We start from the raw sequence: 18,907 nt of genomic DNA on the forward strand, positions 1-18,907 counted from the left end.
GTCTGTCTATTCAATACGATATTGTTTGGATTGCTCTTCGCCCTGCAATACTCTGAGCGCCCCTTGGGCAAGAGACTGCAGTTCATTTTCACCCGGATAGACTAAAACGTCTGAAATCCAATCTATGTATGATCTGATAGCAGAAACAAAGCTTTTGCCGTACGCAAGGCCTCCCGTCAGCACAATCGCTTCAACTTCGCCTTTTAACGCCGCGCTGGCTGCCCCGATTTCCTTTGCTACCTGATATGCCATGGCATCATAAATGAAGCGGGCTTTTTCATCGCCACCCTGAATCATCTGTTCCACTTTTACTGCATCATTTGTACCGAGATAGCCTAAAAGTCCGCCGGTGCCAACAAGCTTTTTCATGATTTCTTCTTTTGTATATTCCCCTGAAAAACATAGATCAACAAGATCTCCCGCAGGCACTGTTCCTGCTCGTTCAGGACTGAATGGTCCCTCGCCGTGCAGGCCGTTATTGACATCTACCACTCGCCCGCGGTCATGGACGCCAATTGTAATACCTCCGCCCATATGGGTAATAATCATTTTCATGTTCTCATATCGTTTGCCAAGGGAGGCTGCCGCTTTACGAGCGACAGCTTTTTGATTTAATGCGTGAAAAATGCTTTTTCGTTCAATTTCAGGCATGCCTGAAACTTTCGCAAGCACTGACATTTCGTCTACGACAACAGGGTCGACGATATACGAAGGGATATTCAGGCCGTCTGCGATTTCCCGCGCGATAATGCCCCCGAGATTAGAAGCATGCTGACCGGCGTAACCGCTTTTCAAATCCTCAATCATTTCATCATTCACTACGTAGGTCCCGCCTTCAATTGGCCGGAGAAGGCCGCCTCTTGCGCAGACTGCATCAAACTTTGAGATATTGATTCCCTGTTCATGAAGCGTTTCGAGAATATGGTTTTTACGAAATTCATACTGATCAATAATTCGGTCAAATCGCTGCAGCTCTTCTATGTTGTGTCTCAATGTTTTTTCAAAAATGCTTCTTTCGTTATGAAAAACACCGATTTTCGTTGAAGTTGAGCCTGGATTAATTGTGAGAATGCGTTTTTCGTCATGTAGCACTTTCATAACCTCCAGATCAATTTCTTAACGTCTGCTTAATACACTGTGGCCGTTTTGCAAAAACTGGCTTCTTGAGCGGCGCATGCGTTCAATCCGTTCCTCTGCCAAGCGGTCAGCCGCTAAATATGCAGGAATGCCGTCACGCTGAGAAATCTCTAGTACACGCTCGATATTGCCGTAAATGCCTTCGACTTTTTTCAATGCACGTTCTGCATTATAGCCGTAAAGCTCATCTGCCACGTTGATGACACCGCCCGCGTTAATCACGTAATCCGGTGCATAAACAATGCCCATTTCGTGAATTTGATCACCATGGCGTGTCTCTTTTAATTGGTTGTTAGCCGCACCTGCGATCACTTTCGCCTTCAGCTGTTTAATGGTGTGGTCGTTAATAGTCGCACCAAGGGCACACGGCGCATAAATATCGCAGTCTTGTGAATAAATGTCATCAGGATCTACCGCACGGGCGCCAAAATCTTCAACTGCACGCTGTACAGATTGTTTGTTGATATCCGTAACGATTAAGTTTGCTCCTTCTTCATGCAGGTGGCGGCAAAGGTTATAGGCTACGTTCCCAACACCCTGTACAGCAATGGTTTTTCCTTCAAGAGAGTCGGTTCCGAAAGCAGCTTTAGCTGCTGCCTTCATTCCTCTGTACACCCCGTATGCTGTGACTGGGGACGGATTTCCAGAAGAACCGAAAGCAGGAGAAATCCCTGTAACGTAGTCTGTTTCATCATGAATGATATCCATATCCTCGACCGTTGTGCCCACATCTTCAGCCGTGATGTATCTGCCGTTCAGCCCTTGAATATAGCGGCCAAACGCGCGGAACATTTCCTCATTTTTGTCTTTGCGCGGATCGCCGATAATGACTGTTTTTCCGCCGCCAAGGTTTAAGCCTGCCGCCGCGTTCTTATAGGTCATGCCTCTAGCCAATCTGAGCGCATCTTCAATTGCCGCTTCTTCATTTTCATATGTCCACATTCTCGTTCCGCCAAGCGCCGGACCAAGCGTTGTATCATGAATGGCGATAATCGCTTTTAATCCAGATTGTTCATCCTGGCAGAATACCAATTGTTCGTAATCGTATTTCTCCATATATTTAAAAAGTTCCATGTTCGTTCCTCCTAATGTGTGTATTCTTCAGATGCGCATATTGCCAGCGCAATGGAATACAGTTTATTTTCAGCAGAGTCCGCTCTGCTTGTTAAAGCAATCGGTGCTTTGGCTCCTGTAATGACAGCCGCCACGCTGGCCTTGGCAAAATAAATCAGTGATTTATATAAAATATTGCCGGCCTCAATTGTTGGGACGAGAAGGATATCTGCGTTGCCCGCTACGTCTCCCGAAATTTTTTTCTGAGCCGCGGCAATTTGTGAAACTGCGTTATCCAAAGCAAGCGGTCCATCAACAATGCAGCCTTTGATCTGGCCCCTTTTGTACATTTGAGCTAGAGCAGCTGCATTCATGGTCGCTTCCATTTTAGGGTTCACCGTTTCGACCGCTGCAAGGGCAGCTGCTTTTGGCATATTGTTCCCCACTGCATGGGCCACATGAACGGCATTTTGCAAAATCTGCCGGAGCTCTTCCAGCGAAGGAGCAATATTCATTGCCGAATCTGTCACAAACATCAGCCGGTCAAAATCCGGTATATCGAATACAGCCACGTGAGAAAGGACACTTGCTGACCGAAGCCCCTCCTGTCTGTTCAATACCGCTTTAAGCAAAACAGAAGTCGGCACATTGCCTTTCATTAAAACGTCCGCTGTTTTATGATGCACAGCACGAACCGCTAATTTCGCCGATTCCTCAGGAGTATCGGCATGGACGATTTCCACTTGATGCCCTTGCATGGATGATGTCAGCTCGTTCAGTTTTGTGCTGTCGCCCGTTAACAAGAAACGGGCAGATAGGTGCTCGGCTGCCAGCTTTACAGCCCGGATCACTTCCTCATCCTCAGCATGAGCAACCGCAATGGTCTTATTTTTGTGTATCGACGCTTTGCCGATTAAATCTTTCAGCTTCATCTGTTACCACCTTTCTTGTTTCGACTCCGCCTTTTATTATGCAAGTTCCATGCCAGCTCTTAAGGGTGCTGTCATACCAGGTATATTGAAACATTCGTGCAGATGTTTGCGTTTATTCTGCAAATTATTGCATGCCTTCATTTGCAAGGCCATATTTATCCATTTTGTAATATAAGTTCCGAATGCTGACACCGAGAGCTTTTGCTGTTTTTGTCCGGTTAAAATGATGCTTTTCGAGCGTTTGCTGGATCAAATGTGCTTCAAATTTTTCTACTGCGACAGACAGCTTTTCGCCTTCAATATCCGGAAAATCAAAACCTGTTCCCTGATCTGTGTCATTTTCTTTTTGCTCAAGTTCGAATACAGGCAAGTGATCTTTTTCAATCCATTCCATATGCGGATTCAGAAAAATCATGGCTCGTCCAAGGACATTTTCAAGCTCCCGGACATTCCCAGGCCAATGGTAGGCAGATAAGGCGCGCAAGGCTTGTTGTGAGAGCCCTTTTACATTCCTGCCGTAATCCCGGTTAATCTTTTGGATAAGTCTGACGCTCAATGCTTCAATGTCCTCCAACCGCTGCCGCAAAGGCGGGATGGAGATCGGATAGCGATTGATCCGGTAATACAGGTCTTCCCGGAATGTTCCGTCCGCCATCGCCTTTTCAATATTTACATTTGTCGCCGCGATCACTCTGACGTTGACAGGGATCGCTTTCGTGCCGCCCACTCTGACGATTTCCTTTTCTTGAAGGACGCGCAGCAATTTGGCCTGCATATTTTGTGTCAGCTCACCAATTTCATCTAAGAAAATACTGCCGTTATTTGCTTCCTCAAATAAACCCTTTTTACCGCCGCGCTTCGCTCCTGAAAACGCACCATCCTCATAGCCGAACAATTCTGATTCGAGCAGGTTTTCAGAAAGGGCTGCACAATTCACGCGAATAAATTTATTGTATTTCCGGTCACTTTCGTTATGGATGGCATGGGCGAACAGTTCTTTTCCTGTTCCTGATTCCCCGCGCAGCAAGATGGTTGCCGGTGTTTTCGCACCGAGCTTCGCCTGCTCAAGCGCAACCAGCATTTGCTCGCTTTTGCCGATAATGTCGTCAAACGTGTATTTCGCTTCAAGCGTGCGAATAATTTGTCTGGCGCGATTAAGCTCCGCTGTCAGCATTTTAATTTCGGAAACATCGTGAATCACGCCGACGCTGCCTTTCAAAATCCCGTCCACAATCACCGGTGCTACATTAACGATGACCTCTTTTTCATTCGGGCCGACCTTCATTCTGACACCGCGGACAGGACGTCTTGTTTCAAGCACCTTTAAATGCATGCTTTCGCCTTCGGAAATATCAGTGTTTGCAGGCTTGCCGATGACTTCTTTTTCAGAAAGCCCCGTCATTTTCGTATACGCTTTATTGATTAGCAGGCCGATGCCGTTTTCATCAACGACAGAAATCGCCTCATCGGAGGATTGAATAATTGCCTCCAGCATCGTACGGACCTGCTTTAAGTTGGTCACTTCCTCTGCCAGCTCGACCGCATCAGTGATATCTTTAAACACACAAAGAGCCCCGAGCAGACGTCCGCCTTCATCAATAATCGGCAGTCTTGTGGTCACAATTTGCAAATGATCGCCTAACAGTTGCTTCTGGTTGTATTCAGGCACTCTTGTTTTTAAAATCCGCGGCATCTTCGTGCTCGGAATCACTTCTTTTATTGGGCGCCCAATGACTTCCTCACGTTTTTTTCCGACCATTTTTTCGGCCATATGGTTAAAGAGAATGATTTCTTCATTGATATCAATAAAAATCATTCCATCATGGGTGGAATTAAAAATTCTGTCATATTTATAGGTTTGCTCTTTTAGCATTTGAATCAGGTGCTGCTTTTCTTCCATCAGCTGAAAAACGATGTATGCCATTTTTCCCGGCATGACAATGGTATCTTCATGCTTTCTTTGAAGGAGCTCGTCAAACACGGCTTGATCGCCGGTGGTATGAATGACGATATCCGGTTTTTGTTGTATGTAAGGTTTCCAATCAGATGATACGGCAATCCCATACTGTTCTGCTTCTTTCAATCCCGGCGCCTCGGGGTCTTTGTCAACTACGGCAATAATATCTATGATGGCTGTTTTAATCAGAATATGTAATAACGCCGTTCCCCTTTTGCCGGCACCTACTATCAGTACCTTTTGCATCCCGATACCCCTTTGTATGAAAAAATTTGCACACCTATTTATTCCGTTGCAATAATTTGCACAACCCTATGTTACCACGTTTTCTTCTCTTGACAAAATATTTTTTCCGCTGGACAATAAAGGAAATGAAAAGATAAAGGGGTTTTCTGAAGATGAGCCGACTTCTTGCGCTTTTAATATTAGTCATCCCCGGGGCTATTTCTGCTTTAGGCATTAAACTGATGAGAGATACACTTTTCGGCCATACAATCAAGCCATTTTCAGCTCTTTGGCTCCAAGGGTTGTCAGGATTCATCTTTTTTGCGATCGGCCTCTATGTGCTGGCCGGGTTCATTTTATACAGAGACAGAAAACGCAATCAAGTCAGCCCGCGATTCAGAAAACGATAGCTGAAAAAAAGCCGGAGAATGCTCCGGCTTTTTTTGTTGCATTATTCGTCAGGCAAAACGGTCTTGGCAATCGTTTTGTCTAACGCTTCATAGTCATAATAAGAAATCGTATCGTACAGTTCTTTTCGTGTCTGCATATCTTGAAGTCCTTCTTTTTGTGAGCCGTGTTCCTTCATCAAACCAAACATCCGCTCATAAGCTTTTGCCGCCGCTCGAAGCGAAGTGACAGGATATATCACCATGTGAAACCCCATATCTTCGAATTCATTGGCACGATAATACGGCGTTTTCCCAAATTCAGTCATATTCGCAAGGAGCGGAACGGAGATACGCTCAGCAAACTGGCGGAATTCATTCTCCGCCTGTAGCGCTTCCGGGAAAATTGCGTCCGCCCCCGCCTCAATGTAAGCCTCTGAACGTTTTATTGCGGCATCAAGCCCTTCCTGCGCCCTGGCATCAGTACGGGCAACAACAATAAGGGAGGGTGCCGTTTGTTTAATGGCTTTTATTTTTTGTGCCATTTCCTTGATCGGAACTAGCTGCTTGCCATTTAAATGTCCGCATTTTTTTGGAAGCTGCTGGTCTTCTATTTGAACGGCTGCTACCCTGGCTTCAAGCATCTCCCGGGCTGTTCGGGCGGCATTTAAGACACCGCCAAATCCCGTATCGATATCCACAAGCAGAGGCAGATCAGCTGCACGCACAAGATCTTTGGCCCGTTCAGCTATCTCTGTCGATGTGATGATCCCTAAATCAGGCAGCCCCCTGCTGGCTGTATAGGCAGCACCGGACAAATAAATAGCAGAAAAACCGGCTTCTTTCGCAAGCAAAGCGGCCATCCCGTCATGGGCGCCGGGAATTTGAAGAATGTCCGGTGCTGACATCAGCTTGCGGAAACGCCCGGCAAGCTCCTCTTGTGACGATTGCTTATTGACGATCCACGACATGAAACAAATCCCCCTTTTACATGCAGAACATGTCTACGAATTCATTTACGCGCATCGTTTGTAATGTCTCATAGCTGGTACAGCGCTCATAAATGTGTTTGTGCTGTTTATCAGGAAAATGGGTTTTGAGATTGTCAGAAAACTTTTCCAGCAGTTTCGGCACTGCTTCCTCTCTTCGAAAACGATGGCCGAGGGGAAACTCACATTCCACCATTTCCGTGCTCGTTCCGTCTTTAAAATGAACCTGAACGGCATTTGAGATGGAACGTTTATCAGGTTTCAAATAATCCTCGGTATATGTTTTATTTTCAGTCACTTCCATTTTATCACGAAGTTTATCTATCCTCGGATCACTCGCTGTTTCAGCTTCATAATGCTGTGCCGTGATATCACCAAAAAGCAAACCGATTGCTGTAATGTATTGGAGGCAGTGATCACGGTCTGCCGGATTGTGGAGCGGGCCTTTTTTATCAATGATTCGGATAGCGGATTCATGCGTTCTGATGACAACTCGGTCAATCTCGTCAATCCGGTTCTTTACCTGCGGGTGAAGAATGACGCCGCACTCCGCCGCTGTCTGGGCGTGAAATTCCGCAGGATAAGACACTTTAAATAACACATTTTCCATGACATAAGCGTCAAGCGGACGGGCAAGCTTGATCTCTTTCTTATTGAATAAAACGTCTTGGAACCCCCAACCCGGTGCACTCAGGGCTGTCGGATAACCCATTTCCCCTTTTAACGACACCAGCGCCAAATGAACACCTCTGCTCGTTGCATCTCCTGCCGCCCATGATTTACGCGAGCCTGTATTCGGTGAATGGCGATAAGTCCTCAATGCTGCATTGTCAATCCATGCATTCGAAAGTGCATTTTTGATTTCTTCTCTTCCGCCGCCCAAAAGCTTTGCTGCAACAGCAGTTGTCGCAACTTTGACAAACAGCACATGGTCAAGGCCAACTCGATTTAAGCTGTTTTCTAACGCCAGCACACCTTGGATCTCGTGTGCTTTGATCATCATCTCAAGTACGTCGCGTACTGTTAACGGCTCTTTTCCTTCAGACAGCCTCACTCTTGATACATAATCAGCAGCGGCAAGGATTCCTCCCAAGTTATCGGATGGATGCCCCCACTCCGCCGCCAGCCACGTATCGTTGTAATCGAGCCAGCGAATCATGCAGCCGATATTAAACGCTGCCCTCACAGGATCGAGAACATATGACGTTCCCGGCACTTTGCTTCCATTCGGCACAGTCGTTCCTGGAACAATCGGGCCAAGCAGCTTTGTGCATTCCGGATACCGTAGCGCCAAGATCCCGCAGCCCAGGGTATCCAGCAATACATGCCCCGCTGTTGTATACGCTTCGGCACTAGTAATCTCTTTCTCAAGCACATAGTCTGTGATTTCTTCGATAACACGATCCGTTTTCGGCATTCTACCAGTTCCTTTCATGGTTTTGTTTGATATTGCGGGCCCATGTAACTGACACGGGGACGGAAGAGCCGATTATTGGCATACTGTTCGATCACATGGGCGCATAAACCGGATGTTCTCGCGCTGAAAAAGATCGGCGTATATAAAGGAATCGGTATGCCGAGCATCCAATACACTGGGGCAGCATAGTAATCCAAATTCGGGTAAAGCCCTTTTTCCTTCTCCATCAGCCGCTCACCCGCTTCGCACATCTCATATAAACGATGGTCACCGGCTTTATCGCATAATTGCTGCAGCGCCTCTTTCATCATGAGTGCTCTCGGGTCCATTTTTTTCATATACACCCGGTGGCCGAAGCCCATGATTTTTTCTTTTCTTTTCAGTTTTGTTTGCAAAAGCTGCTCAAAATCAGATGTCGTTTTTGCCTCCAAAAGCAAATACATCACAGCTTCGTTTGCTCCTCCGTGAAGATTCCCTTTCAGGGAAGCGACAGCCCCAGTCAAAGCCCCATAAAGATCTGAATGTGTAGATGCAATGACCCTGGCCGCAAAGGTTGAATTCGGCATCTCATGCTCACTGTACAGGACGAGCGACCGGTCAAAAATCTGTTCTTCCAATGAAGACGGCAATTTCCCTGTCATCATGTAGAGAAAATTCGCACTGTAGGATAGGGTTTGAAGCGGAAGAATCGGTTCTTTCTTATTAATGATCCTGTAGCTGGCAGCAGTGAGGGCAGGCATTTTCCCAAGAAGCTGATAGGCGCGTTCTTTGTTTGCGGAAGGAGACCGATCATCAATTTGCCGATCATAGCCAGCAAGTGCCGACAGGCCGGTACGCAGACTATCCATTGGATGAGTGTCCTTAGGGAGCAGCTCAAGCAGACGGAGATGATCAGCAGGCAGGCTTGAGGCACTGTTTATTTTACGTTCCAGCGTTTCCATTTCACTTTCTTCTGGCAGCCTGCCCTCCAGCAATAAATGGACAAGCTCCAGATAGCTTTTTGTTTCAGAAAGTTCTATTAAATCATAGCCCCGTATCAAAATCTGGCTGGACTGGGTGTCAAGATAAGAAATATGAGTTTCTGCCGCAATCACACCGTCCAACCCTGGAGAATAATGCTGTTTCTCCTCCATATCCTCAACCTCCGTTTTTGCGTTTTTTGTCTATCAGGTTCCGCCAAGCAAATACTTGGAAATAATCAGTCTTTGAATCTCGTTCGTCCCTTCATAAATTTGCGTCACCTTTGCATCGCGAAGCAGGCGCTCAACTGGATAATCCTTCATATAGCCATATCCCCCATAAATTTGAACGGCGTCTAACGCCGCCTTTACGGCTGCATCGGAAGCAAATAGTTTAGCCATAGACGCTTCTTTTCCACAGTTTAGGCCGCGGTTATGAAGGTCTGCAGCGTGGTAGACAAGATGTCTTGCCGCCTCAGCTCTAGTCGCCATATCAGCCAGCTTAAATGATATGCCTTGATTGGCTGCAATCGGCCTTCCAAATTGCACTCGCTGCTTCGCATAATCAACGGCATGCTCAAGAGCCGCCTCTGCAATTCCGAGGGCCTGTGCCGCAATGCCGATCCGGCCGACATTTAAATTCGCCATGGCAATGTGAAAGCCATCCCCCTCTTTGCCAAGCAAATTGGCTTCAGGCACTTCTGCATTATCAAAAATCAGTTCCGTAGTATTGGAGCCATAAAGCCCCAGCTTTCTTTCTTTTTTTCCAACGGTAAAACCGGGTGTGTTTTTTTCAACAATAAAAGCCGAAATCCCGTGCCTGCCTTGATCTGGAGCTGTTAAAGCAAATGTGATATAGATATCAGCTGCTCCGCCATTCGTTATGAATATTTTCGATCCGTTTAATAGGTATTTGCCGTTCTTTTTGATTGCTGTTGTGCGGAGGCTCCCGGCATCCGACCCCGAGTGAGGCTCCGTTAGTGCAAATGCGCCCAAATGGTCTCCTGACGCGAGATTTGGTATATATTTCATCTTCTGTTCTTCGTTGCCGAAATACAGAATCGGATTCGTGCCGACTGAGGTATGAACGGAGAGAATCACGCCGACAGCCGCGCTGATTCTAGAAATCTCATGAATTGCCAAAATATAAGAAACAACGTCCGCTCCAGCACCGCCGTATTGTTCCGGCACCGGTATTCCCATCAGTCCGTGTTTACCCATTTTTTTGATCAGCTGAAAGGGAAATTCGTCCGTTTTCTCCATGATTTCCGCAGCGGGAGCAATTTCTTTTCGTGCAAAATCACGCACCATTTTTCGCATCATGACTTGCTCTTGGGTTACATGCAACTCGGCCACCCCCGGATGGAATAGACTTCAGGAAGTCTTCTCCTCATAGTCATAAAAACCGCGTCCGCTCTTTTTGCCAAGCCAGCCTGCTTTGACATACTTGCGGAGCAGCGGGCAAGGACGGTATTTGGAATCGCCAAGGCCTGAGTGAAGGACTTCCATAATTGATAAACACGTATCCAGTCCGATAAAATCCGCTAATGCAAGCGGACCCATCGGATGATTCATGCCCAGCTTCATCACTTCATCTATTGCCTCCGGCTTCGCCACTCCCTCATACACGCAATAGATGGCTTCATTAATCATTGGAAGAAGCACACGGTTGGAAACAAACCCAGGAAAATCATTGACTTCTACCGCTGTTTTCCCCATCTTTTCCGCTAATGCCATAACATCTAAGGCCGTTTCTTCTGATGTAGCCAAGCCGCGAATCACTTCAACCAGCTTCATTACAGGGACGGGATTCATAAAATGCATGCCAATAACCCGTTGAGGCCGGTTTGTTACAGCAGCGATTTCTGTAATAGGCAAGGAAGATGTATTGCTGGCCAAAATCGTATGAGGCGGGCAAATGCGATCAAGTGTTTTAAACATCTCAGTTTTTGCCGCCATGTTTTCTGCGATAGCCTCAATCACAATGTCCGCATGCTCTGCCTCCTCAAGCGTTTGAGAAATCGAAATGCGGCTGATTACGCTCTTCACTTCCGTCTCGGTCCTTTTTCCTTTCTCAGCATCACGGGCCAGCTGTTTCTTCAGCCGTTTCAATCCTGCCTCCGCGGCCTCTGGATTCACATCATACATCCGCACATAAAAGCCTGCGTCGGCAGCTGTTTGAGCAATTCCGCTTCCCATCTGACCTGCGCCAGCTACCATGATTTGTTTGATTTCCATTCAAATCCCCTTTTTCATCATGTTTTAATGAACCTGCACTAAGACGGCGTCTCCCTGTGCTGCCCCGCTGCAAATAGCGGCAACGCCCAGACCCCCTCCTCGTCGCTTTAATTCATAAACAAGCGTCATGAGAATTCTCGCACCGCTCGCGCCGATCGGGTGTCCGAGCGCGATCGCACCGCCATTTACATTTACTTTTTCAAGATCGAAACCTACGATTTTTTCACATGTCAAAACAACTGAAGCAAAAGCTTCATTTACTTCAAACAAGTCAATATCTTGGACAGTTAAACCGTTCTTTTTCAGGAGCTTGTTAATGGCAAACCCCGGCGCTGCCGCCAGCTCGTGCGCTGGCATTCCCGTAGTTGAAAAACCAAGAATTGTAGCCAGAGGCCGTTTGCCAAGCTCAGCAGCTTTTTCCTCAGACATCAGCACGAACGCGCCGGCTCCGTCATTGACTCCAGGAGCATTGCCGGCTGTGATAGAACCGTCACTTGCATAAATCGGAGCAAGTTTCGCGAGCTGATCCAGACTTGTGTCACGGCGAATCGCTTCATCTTTATCAACAACGTTTGGTTTTCCTTTTCGACCGATCCAGTTGACGGGAACAATTTCATCCTGAAACTTCCCTTCATCGGCGGCCTTAGCTGCCCTTGCATGACTTCTCAACGCCCATTCGTCCTGCTCTCTTCGTGAGATTGCATATTCCTTGGCAGCTGTATTTCCGTGAACAGCCATGTGCACCTCGTCAAATGCGCACGTTAATCCGTCATACACCATTAAGTCCCTAAGCTCGCCGTCCCCCATCCGTGCTCCCCAGCGCCCGGCGGGAACGGCATACGGAATATTGCTCATGCTTTCCATCCCCCCCGCAACAAGTATGTCCGCATCCTGCGCCCGAATCATTTGATCACATAAAGTGACAGCGCGAAGGCCGGAAGCACAGACTTTATTCAGTGTTTCTGACGGCACACTCCAAGGCATTCCCGCCAGACGGGCAGCTTGACGGGAAGGTATCTGCCCTGAGCCGGCCTGGACAACCATGCCCATGACGTTTCCTTCTACATCATCTCCAGAGACTCCAGCCTGTTGCAGCGCCTCCTTCATCACAATGCCCCCAAGCTCAGCAGCTTTCACCTCTTTCAAAACTCCGCCGAATTTGCCAAATGGAGTTCTTGCAGCACTTACAATGACTGTTTTCCTCATGGTTTCACCTCATTCAGAAGATAGACAGCGCTTACAATTTCTAGTTGTCTTCTATGAATGTATGCTTTGAAACGGGCATGAATGAATGAAAAAAGAAGGCTGCGTCAAACAGCCTCCTTCTAACAACTATTCATTTTTCAGCAATGCCGAAGCCTTTTCTGGAAAGTCGGTAAACATGCCGTCTGCTCCCGCTTCAATGAGACGCTTCATATCTTCCGGACGATTGACTGTATACGGCCTTACCTTAATCAAACCGTTCCTCATTTTCTTCAGTACTTCATCTGTGACCCCTGGGCTGTTTATCTTCGGGTGATAGCCGGAAGCCGGAATAGACGCGATATATCGATCTGCCTGATAAAGCACATCTGAAGTTAATACTGCCCGTTCGATATGCGGTGCAAGCCGGGCGCACAGCGCCAAGCTGTCATGATTAAACGTGGATAGGATGACTCTGTCCTCTACATTAAATCGCTTCACTGCCTCCAGCACTTTTTCTTCCATTCCCTCATAGCGGATCACGCTGTTTTTTAATTCAATGTTGATGAGAAAATCCTTTTTTACCGCCCACGAGAGCACATCTTCTAGCAGCGGCACTTTTATATCGCTGTACGCTTGATCGTGACCAGCGGCCGCATTCGCAGTCTTTACCTCATCATAGGCTGTATCCTTCACGAATCCTTTAAGTGATGTCGTGCGATTAAGTCTTTCATCATGAATTACAACAATGCGTCCGTCTTTCGTCAGCTGTACATCAAGCTCTATCCCATCCGCTCCGGCTTCAATTCCTTTTTCAAATGCAAGCATTGTATTTTCGGGAAATTGACCTGATGCCCCCCGGTGGGCAAAAATCTTTGTCATCGTTTCACCTCAAACCCTAAAGTTTTCTCCATTATACTTATTTTGTCGGCTCCACTCTAGGATTAAGGCTGTATCAATCTACTGATCATAATAAGAATCAATGCCATTGACAATCGCATCTGCGGCCTTTTGCTGGTATTCTTCACTTCCCAGCTTGTCCGCGTCAGAGCTGTTCGTGATAAACCCAAGCTCCGCCAACACACTTGGCATTTGTGAATATGTAATGACGTAAAAGTCTGATTCTTTCACGCCCCTGTCTCTCGTTTGTAAGGAAGAAACGAGCTGTGACTGAATATCGGATGCCAGACGCCGGCTGTTCTCCCCTTCATAATCAGATTGAAAATACGTTTCTGTTCCTGAAGCTGAAGCAACCCCTGAATTCACATGAATGCTGACAAAAAGGTCAGCCTGATTGGCACTTGCCTTAGCCACTCTTTCCTCCAAGGTCAGAAAATGATCGTCAGACCGGGATGCAACAGGATTGGCTCCCTCCTCTTTTAGTTTGTCTGTCACATGCTCTGAGACAGCCAAATTAATATCCTTTTCAAAGAGCCCGTTTCCGACCGCTCCACTGTCTTCACCGCCGTGTCCGGCATCAATATACACTGTTTTCCCTTCTATCGGCTCTGCTGCCTGTGCACAAGGCGCGAGCGTCAAAGCCAATCCGCACAGCGCCAAGCTCCTCCATAACATTCTCAACTTACTCCCTCCGGTCACGAGTTCTTTCGCAGCTGAATATCTTCCAGCTGTAAAGTTCCATTATCCTTCTTTGTATATTTCACCAGGACATGTGTCTGATCTGGCAGTGATTCACATTCATCACGTTTATCCTTCGGAACTTGTATCATGGTTTCTTCTCCATTAAGAGAAACCGCAATCGTATGAGGATCAGCCGAGCCAATGTATTTTCCCTCTTCGGTAAACCTCGGCACTGAGTCATCCGCACTTGCAACACTGCACCCCGAAAGAAAGAGCGCAGTAAACAGCAAAAGAACCGTTTGTTTCACATGACCACCTCTTCCTGATGTTTGGCTTTTATCTTTGACCAGAATGGAGAATTTGTAAAGACAACGCGAATGCAGGCGAGCAAGTTCCATGATTTTCAAAAGGGCTATACGACCCGATCATTTCCTGTTGTTAGAAAGATAACGAGCAGATTTGTCTATGAGGATGGCTCTAATTGAGGCGCCAATTAGAAAAAATTAGCGGAAAGAAGCAACTTTTTATTCATTTTAAAAAATTTGAGAATAGGGTGAGCAAATCGTTTGACGGGTGGGTCAGCCAAGCGTAACCTTTTAAAGGATATTTACTTTATTGAAAGAAGTTAAAGCCATGAAAAAATTCGTTCTGCTGCTGGCGGCAGCTGTCATCACATGCTCCATCGGCCACCAAATCAGTGGCGGCTACAAAGGCCCCGAAAAAGAGCGGCCAAAACATCACTCTGCACTCAAGATATTCAGTCGGTAAAGCAGATCAATTGCATTAATTTTTACATATAGGCTAGAATATGTGCGAATCCAAACGAAAGAAGATGATCAAATGAATCCTAAGTATAAGCCACTTTTTGAACCATTTACGTTTAAAAGCGGCGTTACAATCAACAACCGGATCGCAGTAGCACCGATGACTCATTACGCTTCTAATGAAGACGGTACAATATCTGAAGCGGAGCTCGACTACATCATCCCCCGTTCAAAAGAGATGGGAATGGTGATTACAGCCTGCGCAAATGTTACACCGGACGGAAAAGCATTCCCCGGGCAGCCGGCCATCCATGACGATTCCAACATTCCAGGTTTAAAAAAGTTAGCACAAGCCATTCAGGCACAAGGCGCTAAAGCTGTTGTACAAATTCATCACGGCGGTATTGAGTGCCCGTCTGAGCTCGTTCCTCAACAGGATGTTGTGGGGCCAAGTGACGTGTTTGATAACGGCAAACAAATTGCTCGCGCATTAACAGAAGAAGAAGTGGAAAACATTGTGAAGGCGTTTGGAGAAGCGACAAGACGCGCCATTGAAGCCGGCTTTGACGGTGTCGAAATTCACGGTGCAAACGGCTACTTAATTCAGCAGTTTTATTCTCCGAAAACCAACCAGCGCACGGATCGCTGGGGAGGAAGCGATGAAAAACGATTAGCCTTCCCGCTCGCTATTGTCGATGAAGTGAAAAAAGCCGCTTCAGAACATGCGAAGGGTGCATTCTTAGTCGGCTACCGCCTGTCTCCGGAAGAACCTGAGACACCGGGATTGACAATGACTGAAACTTATACGCTTGTTGATGCTTTAGGGGATAAAGAATTGGATTATCTTCATATCTCACTGATGGACGTGAACTCAAAAGCGCGCCGCGGTGCAGATCCGACTCGCACACGCATGGACTTATTGAATGAACGTGTCGGAAACAAAGTGCCGCTGATCGCCGTCGGTTCCATCCATTCCGCTGATGACGCGCTTGCCGTCATCGAAAACGGTATTCCACTGGTCGCTATGGGACGCGAAATTCTAGTTGACCCTAACTGGACGGTAAAAGTAAAAGAAGGCCGTGAAAAGCAAATCGAAACAGTGATCAAAGGCACAGATAAAGAAAAATATCATTTGCCTGAACCGCTATGGCAAGCAATTGTGAACACACAAGGCTGGGTGCCTTATAAAGATTAATGTGCAAAGACTGCCGAAACGATTCGGCAGTCTTTTTTCCCTTTATATAAATAGTTTGTGTACACATCTAAACAGCAAAAGAAAGAGCTCCCCACCAACTTCGAAAAGAAAATCCAGGAAAAACCCCTCACGCTTTCTTGCTTTTTTCTTTTTCATTCGTACGTCTCCTTTTTACATGAATACGCCTTACTTACGATTTTGCAGGAGAAAGGTTTCATTTTATAACGGACACATCTAGGGTCGATCATGCTTCGTGATCCTATAAGATGTATGAATGGACCAAGAGTGCAGGTAATACCGCCATTTGCTTTCCTTACTTTTCAAACCTATCCTTTACTATATGCGGATACTTAATATTCTTCTCCCATACTACAAATGTCCCCAAAACAAAACGCCTCCTATTTATCAGCGCAAACTAATAAATAAAAGACGTTTGATTTAATGACCACTTAATAAGCTCATGTTTAAGAAGCCTTATGCTCTAACCTCAGCTTATCCGCAACCATTGCAATGAATTCACTGTTGGTAGGTTTAGCTTTTGTCATGCTGACAGTATAACCAAACAACGAGGAAATGGAATCAATGTTTCCTCTGCTCCATGCCACTTCAATTGCATGGCGGATCGCTCTTTCTACACGGCTTGCGGTTGTGTTAAATTTTTTGGCGATGTCCGGATAGAGGACTTTTGTAATGCTGCCGAGCAATTCGATGTCATTGTATACCATTGAGATTGCTTCGCGCAGATAGAGATAGCCTTTAATATGGGCTGGGACGCCGATTTCATGGATAATGCTTGTGATGCTCGCGTCGAGATTTTTCTTCTTTGGTTCAGGCTGGCTGCTGCGTATAATACTGCTTTGCGATGATGGCGCACGATGCGTCACACTGCTGGCATTTCCGCTGACCTGGCGGATATGGCCGACAAGGTTTTCCATATCAAACGGTTTGAGAATAAAGTAGGACGCGCCTAAATCGACGGCCTTTTTCGTGACATCTTCCTGCCCAAAGGCTGTCAGCATAATGACATTCGGCTGTTTTTTCAGATCTGATTCCCTCAGCCTCTCTAAAACCGCAAGTCCGTCTAGATGCGGCATAATAATATCTAATACGAGCACATCGGGATCTTTTTCTTTAAACAGCGACAGGCATTCCTGTCCGTTATAAGCAACGCCGATCACTTCCATGTCTTCCTGTCCTTCTATATATTCACTTAACAGGCTTACCAGCTCTCGATTATCATCAGCAACACAAACTTTAATTTTCTCCACGTTTCTTCCTCCCCAAATGTAGTTAACAGGATTCACCCTTGCTACATGTTTACATTCGACAAAACCGCTATATACCCTCTAAAAAAATCATAATCACCAATATTAGTGGCATATCTTTGTTATTCTATGTTTTTCTCTGTTTTTCGACTAAAAATGAAATTTGACAAACAAGGAAACGTGAATTTGTCGAAAAATCTTCTTTTGTATATTTTACCGTATGTATTCTGAGAAGTGAAGAGGGATCAAAATAAAAAAACTGCCGGAAACTCCGGCAGTCAGCTTGCTTTTTCTTTTCCATAAATATCGATTCCTGCTTCTGACAGCATCCATTCAATATGAACACCGTAGCCGCTTGTCGGGTCATTTACAAATACATGGGTGACAGCACCGATCACTTTTCCATTTTGAATGATCGGGCTTCCGCTCATCCCCTGTACGATGCCTCCTGTTTCTTTCAACAGTCTTGGATCGGTAATTTTCAACACCATTCCTTTTGTCGCAGGGAATTTTTGCGGCGTTGTGCTGACGATTTCAATATCGAATTTTTCTACTTTGTCATCATCAATAACCGTTAAAATTTCAGCCGGCCCTTTTTTGACTTCGGTAGAAAACGCAACCGGCAATGCTTGATCTGATATGTTGTTTTGAATCGGCTGATGCAGTGTGCCGAAAATCCCAAACGGGCTGTTTCTGTTAATATCCCCGATCGTTTTGCGTTCTGAGGAAAATCGCGCCAGTTTTTCTCCCGGATTACCGCCTGTCCCTTTTTCAATTGATGTTACAGTGGATTTAACGATTTCTCCATTCTCCACTACAATTGGTTTCTTTGTGTCCATATCGGAAATCACGTGGCCAAGTGCTCCGTATTTTTTTGTTTTCGGTTCATAAAAGGTCATAGTGCCTATGCCGGCAGCAGAATCTCTGATATATAACCCGATTCTGTATTTGCCTTCTCCTTCATCCTTTTCTGGGATCAGCTTCGTTTTGATTTTCTGTTTATCACGTTTGATCAGTAAGTCTAAAGATTCACCAGTTTTCCCAGCCTTTTGAATAAATGGGGCTACATCATTCATTTTTTCAATTTTCTGTCCATTCATCTCAATAATGATGTCGCCCGCCTCAATTCCTGCCGTTTCTCCCGGAGATTTTTTGCCTTCACTTGTATTGATTTGATGAAATCCGACGACAAGAACACCGACGGAATGAAGTTTTACACCGATTGATTGTCCGCCAGGTATAACTTTTAAATCAGGAAGAACATGCACTTTTGTTTTTTTAATTGGAAATCCGGCAAGATCATATACCAATTCTGACTCACCTGATTTTTTGCCCGTCACCTTGATTTCATGCGGATCTTTCTTTACTGTAAACGCTTCTGAGGATTCTGATGTCTGAGCGTTTACCGATAAACTCGTTTCAATCGCTTGTGTTTGGGTTTCAAATACTCTCATTTGCGTTGGAATCAGTAAATATTCTTTTAGCGGTTTGCATAAACCTACACTTAATAACGAAACAAGGAGAATTAAACCTACTGCTTTTCTGATGTTATCGGGCATTCACTACTTCACTCTCCTCGCTCCTATCCCACACCTTCTTTATGACTTGCTGCTACATCATTTAATTT

The 18,907-nt window shown here is 46.0% G+C and carries 18 protein-coding genes; 3 read left to right on the forward strand and 15 right to left on the reverse strand.

All coding sequences use genetic code 11. From position 1 onward, the window contains the following. Window positions 1-6 precede the first annotated feature (6 nt). The 4 genes from buk to bslm_RS11590 form a co-directional block, all read right to left on the reverse strand. Window positions 7-1,098: a butyrate kinase gene (gene buk / locus bslm_RS11575; protein ID WP_003230311.1), complete on the reverse strand. Its 1,092-nt coding sequence runs from the start codon at window positions 1,096-1,098 to the stop codon at window positions 7-9. A gap of 18 nt (window positions 1,099-1,116) precedes the next feature. Next, on the reverse strand, window positions 1,117-2,211 hold the full coding sequence (gene bcd, locus bslm_RS11580; RefSeq protein WP_046160565.1) for a branched-chain amino acid dehydrogenase: 1,095 nt from the start codon (window positions 2,209-2,211) through the stop codon (window positions 1,117-1,119). Between the two features lie 11 nt (window positions 2,212-2,222). After that, window positions 2,223-3,122 carry a phosphate butyryltransferase gene (gene yqiS / locus bslm_RS11585; RefSeq protein WP_046160566.1) on the reverse strand — a complete coding sequence of 300 codons (900 nt, stop codon included), beginning with the start codon at window positions 3,120-3,122 and terminating at the stop codon, window positions 2,223-2,225. Window positions 3,123-3,246: 124 nt separating this feature from the next. Beyond that, window positions 3,247-5,325, reverse strand: coding sequence for a sigma-54 interaction domain-containing protein (locus bslm_RS11590; protein WP_004398669.1), 2,079 nt, complete (start codon window positions 5,323-5,325; stop codon window positions 3,247-3,249). A 152-nt stretch (window positions 5,326-5,477) separates the two neighbouring features. Between bslm_RS11590 and bslm_RS11595 the strand changes: the two genes are divergently transcribed. Further along, complete coding sequence (locus bslm_RS11595; RefSeq protein ID WP_003230304.1) at window positions 5,478-5,714, forward strand: DUF2627 domain-containing protein; 237 nt, start codon at window positions 5,478-5,480, stop codon at window positions 5,712-5,714. A gap of 41 nt (window positions 5,715-5,755) precedes the next feature. Here the strand turns inward: bslm_RS11595 and prpB are convergent, their stop codons facing one another. The 9 genes from prpB to bslm_RS11640 all read right to left on the reverse strand — a co-directional run bounded on the left by prpB (window position 5,756) and on the right by bslm_RS11640 (window position 14,364). Then, window positions 5,756-6,661 carry a methylisocitrate lyase gene (prpB, locus tag bslm_RS11600; RefSeq protein WP_046381171.1) on the reverse strand — a complete coding sequence of 302 codons (906 nt, stop codon included), beginning with the start codon at window positions 6,659-6,661 and terminating at the stop codon, window positions 5,756-5,758. A gap of 16 nt (window positions 6,662-6,677) precedes the next feature. Then, entirely contained in the window at window positions 6,678-8,096 is a 1,419-nt protein-coding gene (locus bslm_RS11605) for a bifunctional 2-methylcitrate dehydratase/aconitate hydratase (protein WP_080481017.1), read from the reverse strand. A 14-nt stretch (window positions 8,097-8,110) separates the two neighbouring features. Beyond that, window positions 8,111-9,229, reverse strand: a complete 1,119-nt coding sequence (mmgD, locus tag bslm_RS11610; protein ID WP_046381173.1) for a citrate synthase — start codon at window positions 9,227-9,229, stop codon at window positions 8,111-8,113. 33 nt (window positions 9,230-9,262) lie between these two features. Further along, window positions 9,263-10,402: an acyl-CoA dehydrogenase gene (locus bslm_RS11615; protein WP_046381174.1), complete on the reverse strand. Its 1,140-nt coding sequence runs from the start codon at window positions 10,400-10,402 to the stop codon at window positions 9,263-9,265. 27 nt (window positions 10,403-10,429) lie between these two features. Further along, window positions 10,430-11,293, reverse strand: a complete 864-nt coding sequence (locus bslm_RS11620; RefSeq protein WP_014480222.1) for a 3-hydroxybutyryl-CoA dehydrogenase — start codon at window positions 11,291-11,293, stop codon at window positions 10,430-10,432. 24 nt (window positions 11,294-11,317) lie between these two features. Then, window positions 11,318-12,499 carry an acetyl-CoA C-acetyltransferase gene (locus bslm_RS11625; RefSeq protein ID WP_003230291.1) on the reverse strand — a complete coding sequence of 394 codons (1,182 nt, stop codon included), beginning with the start codon at window positions 12,497-12,499 and terminating at the stop codon, window positions 11,318-11,320. A gap of 126 nt (window positions 12,500-12,625) precedes the next feature. After that, entirely contained in the window at window positions 12,626-13,357 is a 732-nt protein-coding gene (locus bslm_RS11630) for a glycerophosphodiester phosphodiesterase (protein ID WP_003230288.1), read from the reverse strand. 78 nt (window positions 13,358-13,435) lie between these two features. Continuing rightward, complete coding sequence (locus tag bslm_RS11635) at window positions 13,436-14,056, reverse strand: N-acetylmuramoyl-L-alanine amidase family protein (RefSeq protein WP_010886565.1); 621 nt, start codon at window positions 14,054-14,056, stop codon at window positions 13,436-13,438. A gap of 14 nt (window positions 14,057-14,070) precedes the next feature. Next, window positions 14,071-14,364, reverse strand: a complete 294-nt coding sequence (locus bslm_RS11640; protein WP_003230284.1) for a lipoprotein — start codon at window positions 14,362-14,364, stop codon at window positions 14,071-14,073. Between the two features lie 307 nt (window positions 14,365-14,671). Between bslm_RS11640 and bslm_RS21355 the strand changes: the two genes are divergently transcribed. Continuing rightward, on the forward strand, window positions 14,672-14,824 hold the full coding sequence (locus bslm_RS21355) for a hypothetical protein (RefSeq protein ID WP_003230276.1): 153 nt from the start codon (window positions 14,672-14,674) through the stop codon (window positions 14,822-14,824). 72 nt (window positions 14,825-14,896) lie between these two features. After that, window positions 14,897-16,015 carry an NADH-dependent flavin oxidoreductase gene (locus bslm_RS11645; RefSeq protein WP_004398691.1) on the forward strand — a complete coding sequence of 373 codons (1,119 nt, stop codon included), beginning with the start codon at window positions 14,897-14,899 and terminating at the stop codon, window positions 16,013-16,015. A gap of 464 nt (window positions 16,016-16,479) precedes the next feature. Here the strand turns inward: bslm_RS11645 and spo0A are convergent, their stop codons facing one another. Further along, on the reverse strand, window positions 16,480-17,283 hold the full coding sequence (gene spo0A / locus bslm_RS11650; RefSeq protein ID WP_003226427.1) for a sporulation transcription factor Spo0A: 804 nt from the start codon (window positions 17,281-17,283) through the stop codon (window positions 16,480-16,482). Between the two features lie 275 nt (window positions 17,284-17,558). Beyond that, a complete protein-coding gene (gene spoIVB / locus bslm_RS11655; RefSeq protein ID WP_004398697.1) occupies window positions 17,559-18,839 on the reverse strand; it encodes a SpoIVB peptidase in 1,281 nt (426 codons plus the stop codon). Window positions 18,840-18,907: the final 68 nt, after the last annotated feature.

Origin of the sequence: Bacillus sp. LM 4-2, from assembly GCF_000978495.1 — a bacterium.
GTDB lineage: Bacteria > Bacillota > Bacilli > Bacillales > Bacillaceae > Bacillus > Bacillus subtilis.